The organism is Streptomyces sp. AM25 (assembly GCF_058146165.1).
The window spans coordinates 19,970-36,483 of the sequence record NZ_JBKIWN010000001.1; the positions used below are offsets into that span (position 1 = coordinate 19,970).

Here is a 16,514-nt window from a genome sequence, read left to right on the forward strand (position 1 = left end):
GGCATGGCGGATGGGAGAGGAAATGCGGTTGAAGAGCCGCCGGGCCTCGTTCATGGTCACGGGTATGAGGGACTGCTCGCTGCCGGTGTCGGGATCCCCTTTTTTGCCTCCGCTCGCAGGACTGCGAGGAAGGCGAGGGCGGCCATGGAGAGAGTTATGTGCCGGTACCAAGCTGTGTAGCCGCGGACTTGGTAGTGGTCAAGTCCCGTCTCGTTCTTCGCAGTTTGGAAGCATTCCTCGACCATCCACCGGGACCCTGCGACGGACACGAGTTCATCAAGGAAAGTCCCGGCCGGGCAGAAGCAGATGTAGTAAGCGATGTCCGTGTCGTCGGTGAGGCTGCGCCGCGCGAGGAGCCAGTGGTCCCAGCCCTCGCGCCGCCAGGGGCGGATCGCGGCTGTGGCCCAGTCGTACTCGCGCGGGCCGTGAGCACCGTCACCACAGCTCAGACGTGTCCAGGCGTCATCAGGCAGTTGACTGACCAGTTCATGGGCCCGGGCCTGCCCGAAGAATTCCATGGTCATGACCATCTGTGATTTCGGGACCGCGAGGACATGCGGGATGTCGTGTTCCTCCAGCCACAACCGGATGCGGCTCACCTGGCCGTAGAGCTCATCGGCGGTCACCCAGCCGAACGGCATCCCGGAGGCCACCGCGCGCTTGAGCATGCGCAGGCCCAGGTCCGGTTTGGTGGCGAACTCGACATCGTCACCAATACCGGCCGCCCGGCAACGCTCACGATCCGATGTCCAGTCTTTCGGCAGATACAGTTCGCAGTCGATCAGCGCCCGGCCCCTGCCCGATCCGTAGGCCAGGAAGACCCCGACCTGGGAATTCTCGATCCGGCCGGCCGTCCCGGAATACTGCCTGCCCACGCCCGCGGACCGGACGCCCTTCTTCAGAAATCCCGTTTCGTCGAGAATGAGAATTCCCCGCTCGGGATCCCCGAGATGCTCCACCACCGCGTCACGGACGTCGTCACGCACAGCGTCGGCATCCCACAAGTAGTGGTTCAGCAGCCGCTGCATGCCCTGAGGACCGGTGTCACCGGCGGCCTCGGCCAGCGTCCAGCCGTTCTTCCGCTCGTTCTCGCTGAGCAGTCCCCGCAGGTAGGACACCATCCGCCGCCGGGACTCCACCCGCCCGAACCGGCCCGCGAACCGGGCCACGAAGTCGTCAAATGCCCCTGACCATCCGTCAGTTATCTCTGACCGCACGCAGCGATCAACGATGCGCTGCCCACAACGTCACGGAGTGTCGTTGCAGTACTAGTATCCCGCCGGACGGGGGCGGTCCGTAGCGGGGACGCCTCGGTTCCTCAGACCACCGGGTCGAGGGCGGCGGGGCAGGCGAGCGCATCCATCGGCGGAAGCGCTGGCCACGGTGGGCACGATAGCGCTCCCACAAGCAGTAGTAGCCGGCGGAACGCCGGATGGCAGGTCAGTGATGAGCCAGACCGATCGCGTGGGACAGCTCTCGTGTGCCGGGGGTGCGGGGGTGTCGCTGGACGAGGTCGGTGGCGACTTGCCGGATGGCGGGCCGGTCGCGGACTTCGGAGGGTGAGGCGCGGAGGGCTTCGAGGAGGGCATTGGTGGTCTGCTGGGGTTTGCCCCATTGCCACCAGGCGCGGGCGAGGTCGGTGTGCATGCGGGCGCGGCGTTCGGCGGTGGGGAACTGTCCGGGGTGGAGCGTGCGGCCGGCGTGGAGAGCAGCTCCGGCGTCTCCGAGGGCCCAGTGCACGCCGACTGCGTAGAGGGTGACGGCGGAGGGGCTGATGGAGAACGGGGCGCCCGCTGGCGGGTGTTCGGGCAGCCTTTTGGCTGCCCGAGCGGCTTCGTGCATGAAGGTGAGAGCCTGGTCGCGGTGGCCAGCCCGGGCGGCGGTGTAGGCGGTGGTGCACAGCATCTGCGCGTACGCCATCGCCTGGGCCTGCGTGGCCAGGCCGGTCTGCTCGACGGTGACCAGGGCGTTGTCGACCAGGTGCTGGGCGGCCTGGGGCTGGCCCTGGTGGCGGAGCACGATGCTCAGTTCGCGTGAGGCCGCGGCGGTGGCGATGGGGTTGTCGGAGAGGTCGGCGTAGGTGAGGGCCCGGTCCGCGGTCAGCCGCGACCGTTCGTAGTGGCCCACCTTCGTCAGGACGGAGGAGGCCAGGGTGTAGCAGGCCGACAAGGTCGCGTAGCTGCTGTCCTGCCGGGTGCGGGCTGCGGCGTGCGCGTCGGCCAGGAGAGCAGGAAGCGCTTCGAGCAGCTGGGTGTGGCGGCCGGTGTCGAACAGGGCCTGGGCCCGGGCCAGCCGGCCGCCGACGGGGGCCGTAGCTGAGCGCGGGCCTGGGATGGTGGCGAGTGCGTCGTCGATACCGGCAAGGAGCTGGAGAGGACCGGCGATTCCGGCGGCGGCGAGCAGTGTGCGGCGGCGCAACGGGTCCTCCTCGGCGGAACGTGGACCGGGTGACGCCACTGTAGTGGCTCCCGTCACGCCGAGGCCGACAGCGGCGGCCAGCACGTCCGTGGGCAGCCCGACTTCGCGCGCGGCGCGGCGCAGCAGGCTCAGGTTGGCGGTGCCGTGCTGCTCCAGACGGGAGATGGTGGAGGCTGAGCAGCCGACTCGGTGGCCCAGGTCGGCCTGGCGCCATCCCTGGTGCGTGCGGCCGAGTCGGATGAGGGCGCCGGGCTGGTGATGGGTGATCAGCTCGGTGGCCTGGCGGGTTCTCCACAGTGGCTCGGTGTGCATCACACCTCCACGGGGCGCGCGGCCCTGGCCCGCCCACGGTACGCGCGGCTCTGCGGGGCGTCGAGCGCGTGTGCAGCATCTGCACACCGCGTGCGGTCTGCGGCAATGGATCACCGCGCGGGGCCGCGGGGGGCTGCACTGAAAGTGCGCCCGCAAGTGCAGATCGGGCGCAGTGCATCGTCAACCTCAGGGAGGGCAGCATGGCGACAGCAGTGGAGGCCAGGCCGAAGGTGCGCGACCCCCGGGACTTCGTCAGGCCGGAGGTGTGGGACCGTGAGATCCAGCTGCTGATGCGGGACTACCCCTTTGACGAGGTCTACGCGAACAGGCTGTTCCACGCGGCCGTGTCGTACCTGATCACGGCGATGGAGAAGTGGGGGCAGCAGCTGGAGATGTGCTGCGGCCGCACCGTGGACATCGCGGTGCACGTCTTCATCCTGGACACCCGGAACTACCGTGAGTTCTGTGCCGAGCACTTCCAGGGCCGCTTCCTGGAACACATCCCCGAGATCGCTTTCAAGTACGACGGCTCGGTCGAGCGCACCGCGAAGGTCATCGACGGCAACGGGTTCGAGGTGGACTGGAAACTCTGGGAGGCCGACTACGCCAAGTGCGGGCCGTGCGCTCCGGGGACGAACTGTCACTGAGTGAAACGAAACGGTCAGGCCCGGGGGCGCCGTGAGCGCCTTCGGGCCCACACACGGGCCGGAGCGGGGCGAGTTGCGACAAGGGGCCCCGAGCGGCATGCGGCCGGCGGTACGGTGACGAGCTCACGTGGCACACCGTCACCCCGAGGAGCCCCATGCCCCGCCCGCCCCTCACACCGGCCGAATACTGGGACCTGTACAAGCCGCACCGGGGAGAGGGCAAGCAGTCGGCGCCGCCGGTCGGCCCGTTCGAGTGGACGCAGTTCCCCGGCCATGGCCCCGGTCCGGAAGTCCTCGGCAATCCCCGGCGCGTGCTGGAACTCGGTCCGGGCGAAGGCACCGACGCCGTACACCTGGCGTGCCGCGGTATCGAGGTGACCGGTGTGGACTTCTCGGCCTTCCAGGTCGAGCGTGCCCGCCGCTGGTGGGCCCACGTTGCGGGTGTGTGCTTCGTCCACGCCGACGTGCTCGACTTCCTGACGGGCGACACGGCCGTGTACGACGCGGTGTACTCGATGTGGGGGGCCGTGTGGTTCACCGACCCCGAGCAACTCTTCCCGCTCGTCGCCAAGCGCCTCGCCCCCGGGGGCTGCTTCGTCTTCAGCCACGCCGAACCCGGCCCGGACACCTACGGTCCGCAGCAGATGCGCGGCAGATGGCTGGAAGGCCGCGAACGGGAACTGACCGTGCTGCGTTGGCAGTACACCCCCGAGATGTGGGCCGACCTGCTCAAACGCAACGGCTTCGGCAGCGTTGATGCCCGCATCGTCCCCCCGCCGAACGGCGAACCGCTCGGCACGCTCCTGGTACGCGCCGAAGCAGCCTGAGTCGCCGCGCAGGTCGGCGCCGTGCTGCCGTCCGGAGGAAGCACACGAGGGCGGAGCCCATCACAACCTTCGTCTCCCGCCCCGCAGATCATTGACACCCGAGTGCCCATCAGCGCCCGGGCCCCTTCCCGTGGTCTGCGTCAAGCCTTGGGGAGTGCTATTCCCAGCTCTCTCAGGGCGGCGCAGGCGACGACAGGCCACCAGCGCCGGCGGTGTTGCGGTGGTTCAGGCGCAGAGGTCGCCTTCCGTGACGGCCAGGGTGGTGACGAAGTGCTGCCATACCGCATGCGGGAAGCTCAGCGGCGTGCGTTCAGGGGCCTTGGAGTCCCGACCGGCATGACGGCAGGGACCTGCTCGACGGGCATCTGGAGGCACTGGCCGCCGTTCTGGCTGTGGCTGCTGGGGGTGCGGTTCCTCTGAAGTGATGGTCAGGATCAAGCGCGTTTCCTGGCTCCACCGGTATGACCGGTGGAGCCAGATCAGGGCTGCGGAGGGTCTATGCATCGCAAACGGTGGCGTGATCAAATAGGGGATGACATCGTTCTGGACTGGTAAACGGGTGCGCCTGCGGGGTATTGAGCCCGACGACTGGACAGCGTTCATGCGCTTCGCGGTGGAGGAGGAGCGGTTCGGTGACCTCCTGAATCCACCCCGCTCCGCCGAGGGGTTCCGCACCTGGGCAAGGGAGCAAACTCTCTCCAAGTCCGATGGCGACAGCTTTGGATTGGCAGTCGAAGCCGTGGATACGGGGGAGATAGTGGGGTCTGTCGGCTCCTTTCACGCTGACCCCCGCGCGGGCCGGTTCGAGAACGGCATCACGATCAGCGTTGATCATCAGCGCAAGGGCTACGCGACAGAAGCCGTAGTGATGCTGCTGCGCTTCATGTTCGCCGAGCGGCGTTACCACAAGTGCGAAACAAGGATCTTCGCGCACAACAAGGCGTCGTTGGCGCTTCACCGCCAACTCGGTTTCGTCGAGGAGGGCCACCTCCGCGATCACGTGTTCTGCGCAGGTCAACACCGCGATCTCGTCGTAATGGGCATGCTCGCCGACGAATTCGCACAACTGCATTCGATGGGCGAACTTGGGTGAGCGTTGAGTCCCGGCGGAGCAGCACCATGTGGTCATGCGGTAAGGCTGTATTCCCCTTGGCCATGGACCGGGTAGAGGCGCTGATGCTCGGCGGCGACGCTATATCGCCAGTAGGCATCGAGATCGCCGTTGGCAGCAATGGCCCGGATTACTCAAACTCCGCGCCGTCAGGTCCAATGGTGACCTTGACACCTACTGGCAACATCCTCTCGCCCGGGAACACCAACGCCTCTACCCACCCTGTGACCAGGACAGATACACGCTCACCGATTGACGGCGAACCCTGACCGGCGACGGTTCGTGCCACGGAACATTGGCCGCGCTGGTCAGCGGCCCACTCCGTGATGGGGATCAGGAGTAGAACCCTCGGCCGTAGTCTTCACGGCTCAGGTGGAAGTCGTCCGGGCGGTCACTTCGGAGCTCCTCATATCGCTGCGTAAAGACGTCGAGTGCCTGGTGCAGCGTGCACCCTCGTGTTTCGCGGATCGTCTTGAGCGCGAACATGATCCGTTCCTGCAGAATGTCGCGATCCACGCTCTCAGGCAACTGTTCCATGGGGCCGGGAGCCTACCTGACGCGGGCGATCAATCTTCAGCGGCAATCAGTCAAGGCGACACAGCGCAGACTGCAACTTCACTCAGGAAGAGCCGCACCCGAACACACGATCCACTTTACGAGGAGCGGCAGCAGCACATATCAGCCAGTCCCTCCAGGAGAGCCGCACCCCAACCAACTTCACCGGATCCGCTTAGAAGATGCCGGCTGATCTGTCCTGCGTGAGGTTCTCGAGGATGGTACGAATCCACGGGCTGCGAGCGGCCGGTAGCCGAACCAGGGTGTGCTGGAACGCTTCCGGGTCCGCCCGGAACAGCTGAAGGGGGCGCGGCGGGGGTGGGTCGTCGCGAAGGGTGCCGTCGGGCATGCCGCCCGTTGCGGGGATGGGCAAGTGCGGTGCGGGGAAGGCCAGCCACAACCACACTCCGAAGGGCAGCGGCACCAAGTACGCCGAGGCGGCCGGCCCGGCCGGGGCCCAGACTTCCCCCGTCTGCGGGTGGGTTGGCACGAGGAGGATGTCCGCAAGCGCATCGGGGATGGGCCGTCCGGGTCCGGCCAGGACGGCGCGGCGCGCGGGTGGACCCGCGGGCAGCAGGGCGTCGAGGGTGCGTTGGAACACGTCCTCGCTCAGGCCGTCCGGGACGGTTACCGGCCTGCCTTGCGAGGCTGCCAGCAGGTGGGCGAGTGCCCGGCCAACTGCCGCCTCCCACTGTGGGCTCCACGACCAGTAGTGGTTCGTCCCCAGCTGCGATCCCCACGTGGCGATCGGCTCGAACGGGGGCGCGCCCTTCCTCTCCGTCATCAACTTCGCCCAGGAGTGCGGTGCGGCGTCCCCGGCGTCGACAGGCAGGCCGCGCACGGCGTTTGGCGCGAGCCACACTGCCTGCCAGAGTGAGCAGTCGTCGATCCGGGTCGCCACGGGCAGGGCGCACGCCGCGCAGGCCATGTTGGGGCCGTCGGCCCCGTCGAGGCCGCAGCAGTACCCGCCGGCTCTCTCCGGGAGCAGCAGGGTGCCGCGGGTGTCTCCGGGGGCGATGACGATCGCTCCGGGCGCGCCGTCGGACAGGGCGTGGACCGGGGCGTAAATGCCGCGGGCCGCCGCCTGGTCCGGGTCGGTCTCCTCCCACGGCCGCCAGGGCGGCCCCCAGGGCTCTGGGTCCACGGCGAAGGTGCCCGACTCCATGAGCACCGGAAGCTGGATCCCGTTCCCGTACTTCTGATGGGCGTGGGCCGGCAGCGCGACTTGGGACAGCGGGGTGGTCAGCTCGGCGCCGCACCCCGCACATACGAAAATGAACAAATGTCCTCCGCTTAGGAAACAGGGGCATCATCGCAGCTCAGCGGCTGCCCACCAAGGTGGTTTCCGTCGGACCGAGGGTTCAGGCTCCGCCACGCTGTGGATCCCTGGCTCCAGGCCGCGCGGGGAACCAGCTGTCGCCCATGTCAGCGCCCCGCACCCGGACTCGGAGGGGACGGCGAGCGTGCGGCCACGCTCTGAGTCCGTGCACGGGGCGTGGCCGGCTGGCTAGCGGAGGACAACGGGCATGGTCGAATGTCAGCCTTCGCCTTGAGGTGAAGCCCTAGGACGTGCTTGAGCTGTCCGGATCGCAGGATCGGCGTCCGGGCTTGGACCCCTGTGTTCGTCGGCCTTGCTCGGCAGGCAGTTACAGCTCCGACGCAGCCAGCTGAGGCCGTTGGCCGTGCAGCCGCCCTCCCGTGGCTCTCCTATGCCGGGAGGGCGAGCTGTCCTGTGGCCGGGAACGACGGCGTTCACCAGGTGACGGGCAGCGACTGCAGGCCGCGCTTGTGGAACGAGGAGACCCACGTCAGTTCGTCGGCAGACACGGCCAAGGTGAAGTGGGGGAAGCGGTGCAGCAGGGTGGACAGGGCGATTTCACCTTCGAGCCGTGCGAGGGGTGCGCCGAGGCAGTAGTGGATGCCGTGACCGTAGCCGAGGTGTGCAGGCGTGCGGGTGCTGTCGAAGGTGTCCGGGCTCGTGAACTGTTCGGCGTCGCGGTTCGCTGAGAGGAGGGAGAGCCAGACACGTGCGCCGGCAGGGATACGGACTCCGGCGATGGTGAGCTCTTCCAGGGCGAAGCGGCGTGCGGCCAGCGGGAAGGGGGCGTTCCAGCGCATAGTCTCTTCCAGCACGGCGCGAAGCGGGATCCGGCCGTCGCGGACTGCTGTCATCTGTTCGGGATGGGTGAGCAGGGCGAGGATGGCGGTCCCGATGAGGTGTACTGCATTGTCGTAGCCCGCGTAGAGGGTGAGGAAGGCCATAGCGATCAGCTCCGGCTCGGTGAGCCGGTCGTGCGCGTCGCGGGCCTCGATCATTGCGGAGAGGAAGTCGTCGCCCGGCTCGGCCCGCTTGGCCGCGATGATGCGGGCGAGAAGCCGGTGCATCTGCTTCAGTGCCGCTCTGGAGGCCGTCGCGGCGTCCGCTTCCGGCGCGACCAGCGTGTTGGTCCAGGCCCGGAAGTCGCGACGGGTCTCGGCGGGAATGCCGAGCAGGTCGCAGATGACAGCCATCGGGAGCGGATAGGCCAGCGCCGTCATCAGGTCGACCGGTGAGCCGGTGGCGGCATCCAGGAGTTCGTCGGTGTGGGCCTGGATGCGCTCACGCAGGCCCTCGATACGGCGCGGCGTGAACGCCTTGGACACCAGCCGGCGAAGGCGGGTGTGGTCGGGCGGATCCATGTTCAGCAGATGGGCATCGAGCTCCGACGGCATCGAGGACGTGTAGCTGCCGTCGGTCATCGCGTTGGCCTTGTCGAGGGACAGCCGCGGGTCCGTCAGAGCCGCACGCACGTCCTCATAGCGGGTGACGAGCCAGACCGGGGCGCCGCCCGGCGTCATCGTGCGGTGGACCGGGCCCGCTTCACGGAGTTCGGCGTAGACACGGTGGGGACGGGCCATGATCTCGTCCCCGAACAACGGTGGAGTCGTGTATCGGAACTGCTGGAATGCCTTCACACGTGGAAGCCTACGAACATGGCCGAACCGGACCGGAGGCCAGGATCCGGTTCGGCCGTATCCGGGGCGGTCGGCAAGGGGGTGTTCCGAAGTGTGCGGCAGCCCCAACTCCCCACCGGGGGAGGGCACACGGGACCAGAACAGCCCAGCCCTTCACAGTCACCGAGCCGCCACACTGGGCGTACGCACCACCGCCCACCAGATCCAGCTCGTCTTCCGGGCCGGGCACGGACGGATCGTCACCTACGGCAGGGACTTCATCACGGCCGGGGAAGCCACCTGATGCATCCGCCCCGGCCGTGGACTTCGGGCCGAGGAACGGTGCCAGGAGCATCACGGCCCTGCTCAGGTCCCGGCACGCGTCCCCGAGCCTTGCCGTGGGGCCGGGCGGCCAGGCGCCGGCGGTCGCCCCGAGTGCGTCCGCCGCGCTGGCCAGCGCCGTGTACACGTCGGCCGCTCCTGCGGCAGGTCGATCTGCAACTGCGTGAGGGCGCAGACGACCAGGACGTGGTCGCGGGCCTGCCCGACCAACTCGCGCGCCTCGCCGAGCCCGTCACCCGCCGCCGCGTTCGCCCTGTCACTGCCCGTCCCCTGGACGGCGTCCGTGGCGTGGAGCGCGGCGTGGGCCCGGTGCAGCATCGTGCCGACACGGCCGAGAGCAGGGTGTGCCCGGCGGCGACGTCGCAGGCAGGGCTGCCGAAGGCGGCGATAGCGGCCGCGGTCCCGTCGAGGTCGGCGTAAGTGCCGTGGGGCACGAGGGCGAGGAGGGCGGGGAGCCGGTCGTCAGTGGCGGTCGTGGCGGACTGAGTGACGGGGCCGAGGGCAAAGACGCGGACGGCCAGGTGGTCAGGCGGTAGCGGTGGGTGTGCCTCGCGCCTACGAAGCCGAGCAGCACCGCGGCGACATCGGCGCTGGTGCCCGCACCGCGGGCGAGGCTGACGGCGGGTCGGCAGGTGTCGATGCCGCGGGCGGTCAGGTGTTCCAGGTGGCGGCCGGTGCAGCATCCGATGTCCTCGGCGGTGCCGGCTGTGGCCCAGTCCGGGGCGGGGGCGTCGCCGGGCGGGCGCCCTTGCGGCGCAGCCACCAGGCGAGACCGGTGGTGCTGATATGGCCGTCGATCGGCCGGGGGGTGGAGCAGAGCTGTGGGGACGCGTGTCAGCCGTGTGCGCGGCGTGACGATCGTCACGCTGATTTCCGGGTGTCCGGTGTCGACCGGATGTGGCCCGCCCGGCGTATGCCGGGTGAGACCGAAAAGATCCAGGAGTGACTGTTGACCGTCGAGGAGTTCGAAGAGTTTTACGCGCAGACGGTCGCACGGCTGACCGGGCAGCTGTATGTGATGCTCGGCGATCAGCATGAAGCACAGGACGTCGTGCAGGAGGCGTTCGTCAGAGGTTGGGCGCGGCTGCGTCAGCTGGACCGGGACGGCCGGCCCGAGGCGTGGATCCGTACGGTCGCCTGGCGGCTGGCGGTGAGCCGCTGGCGCAGGCGGCGTCGGACCGCAGACGCCTGGCAGCGCAGCGGTGCCCCGCCCCACGCCGAGGGGCCGGGGCCGGAGACGGTGGCGCTGGTGGCGGCATTGCGCGAGCTGCCCGCCAAGCAGCGCCGGACGCTGACGCTGCACTACGTGTGCGATCTGACCGTCGAGCAGATCGCCGGTGAGACCGGTCTGTCCACCAGCACCATCAAGACGCATCTGGTCCGGGGCCGGGCCGCGCTCGCCCATCGTCTGCAGGACCCGCGCATGGAGGAGACCCACGGTGCCTGAGCCCCACGACCCGCTGCGGTCCTTGTTCCAGGAAGCGGCCGCCGACGGCCAGTCCCGCGCGTGCCCCGCCCCCCTCGCGCGGATCGCCGAGCGCGGACGGCGGCGCCGCCGACGCCGGACGGCGGTTCTGGCCATCGCCGGATGTCTGGCCTTCGGCGGTACCGGCGCTGCCGTCGCCGCGCTCCTTCCCACGAAGACCGGCACCATCATCCCGGCCGACTCCCCCTCACCGCCGGTCTCCCCGTCGCCCGCGCCGTCCCCCCTGCCGACGGTGCCGCGCGGCACCGTGACGGAGCCCGCCCCTCCCCCAACCGGCCATGCCTCCCCAGGCGGATCCACCACACCGCCACCCACCACGTCCCCGCCGGGCCCTCCCCCGTCGACGGCCCCGCCGTCGATCAACCCCTCGCCGTCGTTCAGCCCCCCGCCGCGCTGACTTCCGCCGCCACGCTCCCGGTTGCCGCCACCGGGCGGTTCCGCATGCCCCGATCCCCTCCAGGAGGTCCCCAATGCCCCCGTCGCCCCCGCAGCTCTCGCCCTCACGTCGCCGCAGGGATCAGCCACCCGCCCTCGCGGACGCGGGCCTTGCGGCACCGCGCCGTACACCGTCGCCGCCCACGACGGCGGTACGGCCCCCGCGCGGCTGGTGGCGGCGGATCCGTACCGGCCGTCGGGTGCTGTCCTTGAGCTCCGACGACCGCGAGGTGTTCCGGCTGTATCTGCTCACCCGGGTGGGTGTCTGGGCCACCGCCTACTGCGCCGCCTGGCTGTTCCCCGATGATCCCCGCGCCCAACATGCCGCCTCCCCGCTGGCGGTGTGGCAGCGGTGGGACTGGGAGCACTATCTGCACATAGCCCGGGACGGATACTTCCCCGGCCAGGCCGGCCCCTGGCTGAGTACCTGGGACAACAGGGAAGCCTTCTTCCCCGGCTTCCCGCTCACGCTGCGCGCCGTGCACACCGTCATCCCCGACTGGGCCGCCGCGGGCGCCCTGATCTCCTTCCTTGCCGGGGGCATCGCTGTGCTGGCCCTGGCACGCATTGCCAGGCTGCACCTGCCCGACGAGAACGCGGGCCGACGCACCGCTCTGATCTTCCTGCTCTCGCCGTGTGCGGTGTTCCTGGCGGCCGGGTACACCGAAGCGCTGTTTCTGGCCCTGGCGCTCCCCGCCTGGCTGGCCGCCCGGCGGCTCAACTGGCCGCTCGCGGCACTGCTGACCTGCCTGGCCACCGCCGTCCGCGTCAGTGGCCTGTTCCTCGCCGCGGCTCTCGCCGTCCACTTCGTGCTCTCCGCCCGCACCGGCACCCACTGGCGGGCCCTGCCATGGCTGGCCCTGCCCGCGCTGCCCGCGCTCCTGTACAGCTGCTATCTGTACGCCCACACCGGCGACTGGATGGCCTGGCACAGCGCGGAAGTCCGTGGCTGGTACCGCGACTTCCACGCCCCCTGGGAAGCCTGGCACAACACCTGGAACGCCGCCTTCGGCCACACCCTGGGCACCGGATACGCCGTGATGAGCCAGGCCGAGTTGCTCGCCATGCTCGTCGGCATCGCCCTGTGCGCCCTGCTGATCCGTCAGCGGCGCTGGCCCGAGGCCGTCTACACAGGCCTGACGCTGTGGGCCCTGGGAACGTCCTACTGGTACACCTCCATCCCCCGTGCCACGCTCCTGTGGTGGCCTCTGTGGGTCCTCCTGGCCGCCTGGACCCTGCGAAATCCCCGGCTGTTGACCACCTATCTCTGTGTCGCGGCGCCCTGCATGACCGTCCTCGCCCTGACCTTCCTGTCCGGACGCTGGGCCGGCTGACCACCACCCGAGGGGCCGCCACGGGAGGCCTTCCTGCCTGATGCCCGCTTCCCGGCGCTGCTCAAGACCATTGAGCACCTGGTCACCCCAGGGCAGACAAGGGCACGGGCGAGGTCGTCCTCCGCTCATCCCGCGCACAGGCGCAGCGTGCGGATCAACGGTCAGCGGTGGATCACTGGCAGCAGTACGCATGTCAGTGGCCGCCTCTACCGTGGGCCGGTGATCAACACGGTGCAGTACGCAAAGGGAGATGCGAAAGCCCCGGCAAGCGAAGGCCCACGGGTGATCGCCCACGCATGCAACAACGCGGGCGGCTGGGGCAAGGGATTCATGGTGGCCCTCTCCAGCCGCTGGCCGCAGTCGGAGGCCGAGTACCGACGCTGGCATCGGGAACGGGACGGAAACGACTTCGCTCTGGGCGCCATGCAACTGGTCCAGGTCGAGCCCGAGCTGTGGGTGGCGAACCTGGTGGGCCGGCACGGCATCCGCACCCGCCGCTCGTGTGGGATACCCGTGCGCTACGAAGCGATCGACCAGGCGCTGCAGCGGCTGGGTGACGCCGCGCTGCGGCTCGGGGCGTCCGTGCACATGCCGCGGATCGGCTGCGGCCTGGCGGGCGGCCGGTGGGAGCAGATCAAGCCGCTGGTCCGGGCCCGGCTGGCCGGCCGAGGGGTGGCTGTCACGGTGTACGACTACCAGGAGAGGCCATACCCCTCGCCGCGATCGTGGCGGGTACGCGGGGAGGAACATCGGCTCCCTCCGCCTGAGCGCGCTCACCCGTGATGCGGGCCGACGTCACCCGTCGGCGGAAATTCACGCGTCGCGCCGGGTCGATCAGCGCGGAGCCGTCGAGGATCCCGTTGAACTGGGTGAGCACGTGGTGGAGTTCGTCTCCACCCACTCACGGTGGGTTACTGCCCGCTCCATGCGGCTGGCGATGTCCTTCTTGGACGCCGCGTCCAAGGTCTCCGGAATCTTGTCGAAGGTGTCGGGAAGGATGTCGAGCAGCCCCCAGATCTGTTCGCCGGTCCTGACGGTCAGCAGCTGTTGGCACCTCCACTGCAGCGGCACGTCAGAGCGGTGGGTGAGCCGTTGCACGAGTGTGGGGAACAGGTAGTGCGTCGCCTCCGCGGTGAGGTGCTCTTGGAGCCAGTCGACCGGGAGCCGCTGGCTGAAGCCACAGTCGGCTGCCTCCTGTGCCAGGTCGAGCAGTTGGTCGGTGTTGACGGCGCGGACGGTGCGGGGAAGGGTTGGGGCCATGTCGAGATGATGGCAGGCGCGTGCCGTGCCTCTGCTCAGGGGCTGGGTACGAAGCCGGCGGAGAGGTCGAGCTCGAAGGGCGAGCCGGGGTGCGTCGGTCTCCACCCCCGGGCCAGTGCGATGCGGATGTGGTGCGCGACGTCAGCGGGGCGCACCGGGGCGGCTTGCCCGCCCAGCCAATTACCGGGGTGTGGTTGATCAGTGGTGATCACCAGGGTTGCCCCGTGTTGCTCAGCACGCTCGGCAGCGTAGGTGCAAGGCGACCAGCACAGTGCCTGGCTGTAGGTCGGCCTCCGACGAAGCCGCCACCAGTAGGTCACCCCGTCCACGACGATGCACCGACTCCCCTTCTTTCCTAGCGCCACTGCACCTCCTCGGCTCCAGGGGGAGGTTAACGGCCTGGCCATGTCGGCTGCCATGCATTTTGATCGCGCTGGGCTGCCGCCTCGGCCGTCGGAATCCGGTCGAGAAGCTGATTGCACAGCCGCGCCAGGCCGTCCAAGGCGCCGATGCTCACTCCGGTGCAGGCGGCTCGCTCGTACTGCCTCAGGACCTCAAGATTCCCTGAGCAGGCGACCTGATTGGCGGATACTTAGAAGGATATATGGGCATCAACCACCCTGTGTGAGTACTGCAGTTGAGCATTCAAGGCCGGGGAGGTGCCGTCATGGAATCGGTCTCGGATTCGACCCGGCAGCGCTGACCACTTCCCGCCGTACTCGAGGAGGCCATCACCGCACTCGTCGCCGGCATCCTGCAGCTCCCCGCCGACCGACTGGACCCCACACGGAACCTCCGGGAGTACGGCATGGACTCACTGATGACCATCGAAGCGATGACCACCCTGCGCAAGCAGTTCCAGTGCGAGATGCCCGCCCTGGGACTGCTCCACGGCGACGGCTCTGCCCGCGGCCTCGCCGAGATCCTGCTGCCCCGGCTCCTCGCCGCCCGGCCGGAGACGAGGTCCTCACCATGAGAGCCAAGGAATGCCTCTGGCCTCTCATGCTGCTGGGCCCGGCCCTGCCGTTTCTCTCTGCCCTGGGGATTGCCGCAGGGCTCGGCCCCTACAGTTGGTGGGCGCCGACGGCGGGCATCGTCCTGGCCGCGGCCTTGGAGCGGCTGCTGGGCGGGGAAAAGCCTGCTGCCGGACAACCGTCCCCGGAGCCGCACCGATTCAGCAGCTATCACCGGGCCTGCCTGTACGCGCTCGTGCCCGTGTACGTCGCCGGGCTGCTCTGGTCCTGCTCCCAGTGGACCCGCACCGGTCCGTCCGCCCTGTCCGCCCTGGACGGGGCCGGGCTGGCCTGGGCCGCGGGCGTCTCCGGAGCCGTGGCGCTCAACGCCGCTCATGAACTCGGCCATGGCCGGGCACGCCCGGAGCGCCTGCTCAGCGAGTTGCTGTGCGCACCGTTCGGCTATGGGCACTACCGGATCGAGCACGGCCGGGGCCACCATGCCCGGGTCGCGACGCCGGAGGACCCGTCCAGCGCCCGCCTCGGCGAGAGCTTCTGGCGGTACCTGCCCCGCGTGGTGACCGGCCGGGCACGCCATGCCTGGCGCAGTGAGACGGAACGGCTCGTCCGCCATGGTCACCCGCCCTGGAGCCGGCACAACGCCCTGCTGCGTCCATGGGCGTTGACAGTCTGCCTCTACGCCTGCCTCCTCGCCCTCTTCGGTATCCGGGTGGCGCCGTACCTGGCCGCGCAGGCCACCGTGGCGGTCGTCGTCTTCGAAAGCGTCAGCTACTTCCAGCACTACGGCCTGCTGCGCGAGCGGACCGCCGTGGGCCGCTACGCGCCTCCCGCCCTGCACCACAGCTGGAACACCGATGCCATGGTCGGCAACATCCTGCTCTGCCAGGCGCAGCGCCACTCCGACCACCACGTCCACCCCCTGCGCCCCTACCAGACCCTGCGCCACGTCGAGGACGCGCCACGACTCCCTCGCGGCTACCTCACCCTGATCCCGCTCGCCTGGATCCCGCCGCTGTGGCGGCGGGTGATGGACCCCAGGGTCGTCGCCCATTACGGCGGCGACGTGCGCCGCGCCAACATCGACCCTGCGGTACGCGCCCGCGTCCTCGCCCGGCATGGGAGTGCCTAGAAGTGGACCGCGACATCGACCCTTTCGAATCCTGGGCCCGTACCTACGACCGGAGCAGGCTCCAGGCGCGCTACTTCCGGCCCGTCCAGCGGGAGGTGCTGCATCACGCCGAGCTGGTGGCCCCGCGCCCGGGCAGCATCCTGGACATCGGCTGCGGCACGGCCTCCCTGCTGCGGCAGGCCCGGCTCCGCTTTCCGGCCGCCGTGCTGACCGGGGTCGATCCGGCGCAGGCGATGGTCCGCGGTGCCCGTGACGCCGCGGCCGAGGGCGTCCGGGAGCGGTTCGTCCAGGGCCGTGTCGAGCAACTCCCCTTTTCCGACGCCTCCTTCGACCTCGTCCTCAGTACGCTCTCCTTCCACCACTGGGCGGATCAGCGGCGCGGCCTCGCGGAGATCGCACGCGTCCTGACCGCCGACGGGCACGTCGTCATTGCCGACCACTTCGCCACCGGCTGGCTGCGCCCGTTCTTCGCGGCGGCCCGGAAACGCGACCGCATGCACACGCACCGGGAGGTCGATCTCATGCTGGCCCGGGCCGGTCTGCTGCGGATCGGCTGGCACATCGCCCACACCGTCGCCCCCTTCCTCCTCGGGCCGGGGCCCGGCCGCGGCGGCCGGCCGCTCCTGCCGCTGGCCGCCCTCTGCACGGCGCGGAACGGCGCGCACCGGGCGGCGCCGGACAGCCGGCCGATCTAGGTTTTGTTTCTCCGATCATGACCGGAGAAACAAAACCCGGCCGAGCCCGATCTGC

General features: G+C 69.5%; 17 protein-coding genes and 1 pseudogene. 11 read left to right on the plus strand and 7 right to left on the minus strand.

The window, feature by feature from the left end; translation table 11 throughout:
* Window positions 1-56: 56 nt before the first annotated feature.
* Both ACLHRZ_RS00135 and ACLHRZ_RS00140 read right to left on the minus strand, forming a co-directional pair.
* Window positions 57-1,217 (minus strand): IS701 family transposase, encoded by a 1,161-nt coding sequence (locus ACLHRZ_RS00135; RefSeq protein ID WP_490416071.1) that lies wholly within the window; start codon window positions 1,215-1,217, stop codon window positions 57-59.
* Window positions 1,218-1,440: 223 nt separating this feature from the next.
* Window positions 1,441-2,730, minus strand: a complete 1,290-nt coding sequence (locus ACLHRZ_RS00140; RefSeq protein WP_490416072.1) for a helix-turn-helix domain-containing protein — start codon at window positions 2,728-2,730, stop codon at window positions 1,441-1,443.
* A 200-nt stretch (window positions 2,731-2,930) separates the two neighbouring features.
* On the opposite strand from ACLHRZ_RS00140, the gene ACLHRZ_RS00145 reads away from it, so the two are divergent.
* The 3 genes from ACLHRZ_RS00145 (at window position 2,931) to ACLHRZ_RS00155 (ending at window position 5,297) form a co-directional block, all read left to right on the plus strand.
* The gene (locus ACLHRZ_RS00145) at window positions 2,931-3,377 is read left to right on the plus strand and encodes a glycine-rich domain-containing protein (protein WP_490416073.1); all 447 of its coding nucleotides are present in this window, start codon (window positions 2,931-2,933) and stop codon (window positions 3,375-3,377) included.
* A 155-nt stretch (window positions 3,378-3,532) separates the two neighbouring features.
* Window positions 3,533-4,204, plus strand: coding sequence for a class I SAM-dependent methyltransferase (locus ACLHRZ_RS00150; RefSeq protein WP_490416074.1), 672 nt, complete (start codon window positions 3,533-3,535; stop codon window positions 4,202-4,204).
* A gap of 532 nt (window positions 4,205-4,736) precedes the next feature.
* Window positions 4,737-5,297 (plus strand): GNAT family N-acetyltransferase, encoded by a 561-nt coding sequence (locus tag ACLHRZ_RS00155; RefSeq protein WP_490416075.1) that lies wholly within the window; start codon window positions 4,737-4,739, stop codon window positions 5,295-5,297.
* Window positions 5,298-5,648: 351 nt separating this feature from the next.
* Here the strand turns inward: ACLHRZ_RS00155 and ACLHRZ_RS00160 are convergent, their stop codons facing one another.
* The 3 genes from ACLHRZ_RS00160 to ACLHRZ_RS00170 all read right to left on the minus strand — a co-directional run bounded on the left by ACLHRZ_RS00160 (window position 5,649) and on the right by ACLHRZ_RS00170 (window position 8,825).
* On the minus strand, window positions 5,649-5,852 hold the full coding sequence (locus ACLHRZ_RS00160) for a hypothetical protein (RefSeq protein WP_490416076.1): 204 nt from the start codon (window positions 5,850-5,852) through the stop codon (window positions 5,649-5,651).
* 193 nt (window positions 5,853-6,045) lie between these two features.
* Window positions 6,046-7,152 carry a hypothetical protein gene (locus ACLHRZ_RS00165; RefSeq protein ID WP_490416077.1) on the minus strand — a complete coding sequence of 369 codons (1,107 nt, stop codon included), beginning with the start codon at window positions 7,150-7,152 and terminating at the stop codon, window positions 6,046-6,048.
* A 470-nt stretch (window positions 7,153-7,622) separates the two neighbouring features.
* A complete protein-coding gene (locus ACLHRZ_RS00170) occupies window positions 7,623-8,825 on the minus strand; it encodes a cytochrome P450 family protein (RefSeq protein ID WP_490416078.1) in 1,203 nt (400 codons plus the stop codon).
* A 91-nt stretch (window positions 8,826-8,916) separates the two neighbouring features.
* Here ACLHRZ_RS00170 and ACLHRZ_RS00175 point away from each other — a divergent pair, with 91 nt between their 5' ends.
* From ACLHRZ_RS00175 to ACLHRZ_RS00195, 5 genes and pseudogenes are all read left to right on the plus strand, one after another.
* The gene (locus tag ACLHRZ_RS00175; RefSeq protein ID WP_490416079.1) at window positions 8,917-9,108 is read left to right on the plus strand and encodes a hypothetical protein; all 192 of its coding nucleotides are present in this window, start codon (window positions 8,917-8,919) and stop codon (window positions 9,106-9,108) included.
* Between the two features lie 987 nt (window positions 9,109-10,095).
* Window positions 10,096-10,593 (plus strand): SigE family RNA polymerase sigma factor, encoded by a 498-nt coding sequence (locus tag ACLHRZ_RS00180; RefSeq protein ID WP_490416080.1) that lies wholly within the window; start codon window positions 10,096-10,098, stop codon window positions 10,591-10,593.
* Window positions 10,586-11,029, plus strand: coding sequence for a hypothetical protein (locus ACLHRZ_RS00185; RefSeq protein ID WP_490416081.1), 444 nt, complete (start codon window positions 10,586-10,588; stop codon window positions 11,027-11,029). The genes ACLHRZ_RS00180 and ACLHRZ_RS00185 overlap by 8 nt, the downstream gene beginning before the upstream one ends.
* Window positions 11,030-11,102: 73 nt before the next feature.
* Entirely contained in the window at window positions 11,103-12,401 is a 1,299-nt protein-coding gene (locus tag ACLHRZ_RS00190; protein ID WP_490416082.1) for a mannosyltransferase family protein, read from the plus strand.
* A 222-nt stretch (window positions 12,402-12,623) separates the two neighbouring features.
* A pseudogene (locus tag ACLHRZ_RS00195) lies at window positions 12,624-13,097 on the plus strand (macro domain-containing protein); the annotation flags it as partial.
* Window positions 13,098-13,235: 138 nt separating this feature from the next.
* On the opposite strand, the gene ACLHRZ_RS00200 reads toward ACLHRZ_RS00195, so the two are convergent.
* Together ACLHRZ_RS00200 and ACLHRZ_RS00205 are read right to left on the minus strand one after the other, a co-directional pair.
* Window positions 13,236-13,661 carry a hypothetical protein gene (locus ACLHRZ_RS00200; protein WP_490416083.1) on the minus strand — a complete coding sequence of 142 codons (426 nt, stop codon included), beginning with the start codon at window positions 13,659-13,661 and terminating at the stop codon, window positions 13,236-13,238.
* Between the two features lie 35 nt (window positions 13,662-13,696).
* On the minus strand, window positions 13,697-13,873 hold the full coding sequence (locus tag ACLHRZ_RS00205; RefSeq protein WP_490416084.1) for a hypothetical protein: 177 nt from the start codon (window positions 13,871-13,873) through the stop codon (window positions 13,697-13,699).
* A gap of 518 nt (window positions 13,874-14,391) precedes the next feature.
* Between ACLHRZ_RS00205 and ACLHRZ_RS00210 the strand changes: the two genes are divergently transcribed.
* The 3 genes from ACLHRZ_RS00210 to ACLHRZ_RS00220 are packed head-to-tail and all read left to right on the plus strand — an operon-like array spanning window position 14,392 to window position 16,459.
* Complete coding sequence (locus ACLHRZ_RS00210) at window positions 14,392-14,637, plus strand: acyl carrier protein (RefSeq protein WP_490416437.1); 246 nt, start codon at window positions 14,392-14,394, stop codon at window positions 14,635-14,637.
* Window positions 14,634-15,764: an alkane 1-monooxygenase gene (locus tag ACLHRZ_RS00215; protein WP_490416085.1), complete on the plus strand. Its 1,131-nt coding sequence runs from the start codon at window positions 14,634-14,636 to the stop codon at window positions 15,762-15,764. Before ACLHRZ_RS00210 ends, ACLHRZ_RS00215 begins: the two co-directional genes overlap by 4 nt.
* A 2-nt stretch (window positions 15,765-15,766) precedes the next feature.
* Complete coding sequence (locus tag ACLHRZ_RS00220; protein ID WP_490416086.1) at window positions 15,767-16,459, plus strand: class I SAM-dependent methyltransferase; 693 nt, start codon at window positions 15,767-15,769, stop codon at window positions 16,457-16,459.
* The last annotated feature ends 55 nt before the right edge of the window (window positions 16,460-16,514 follow it).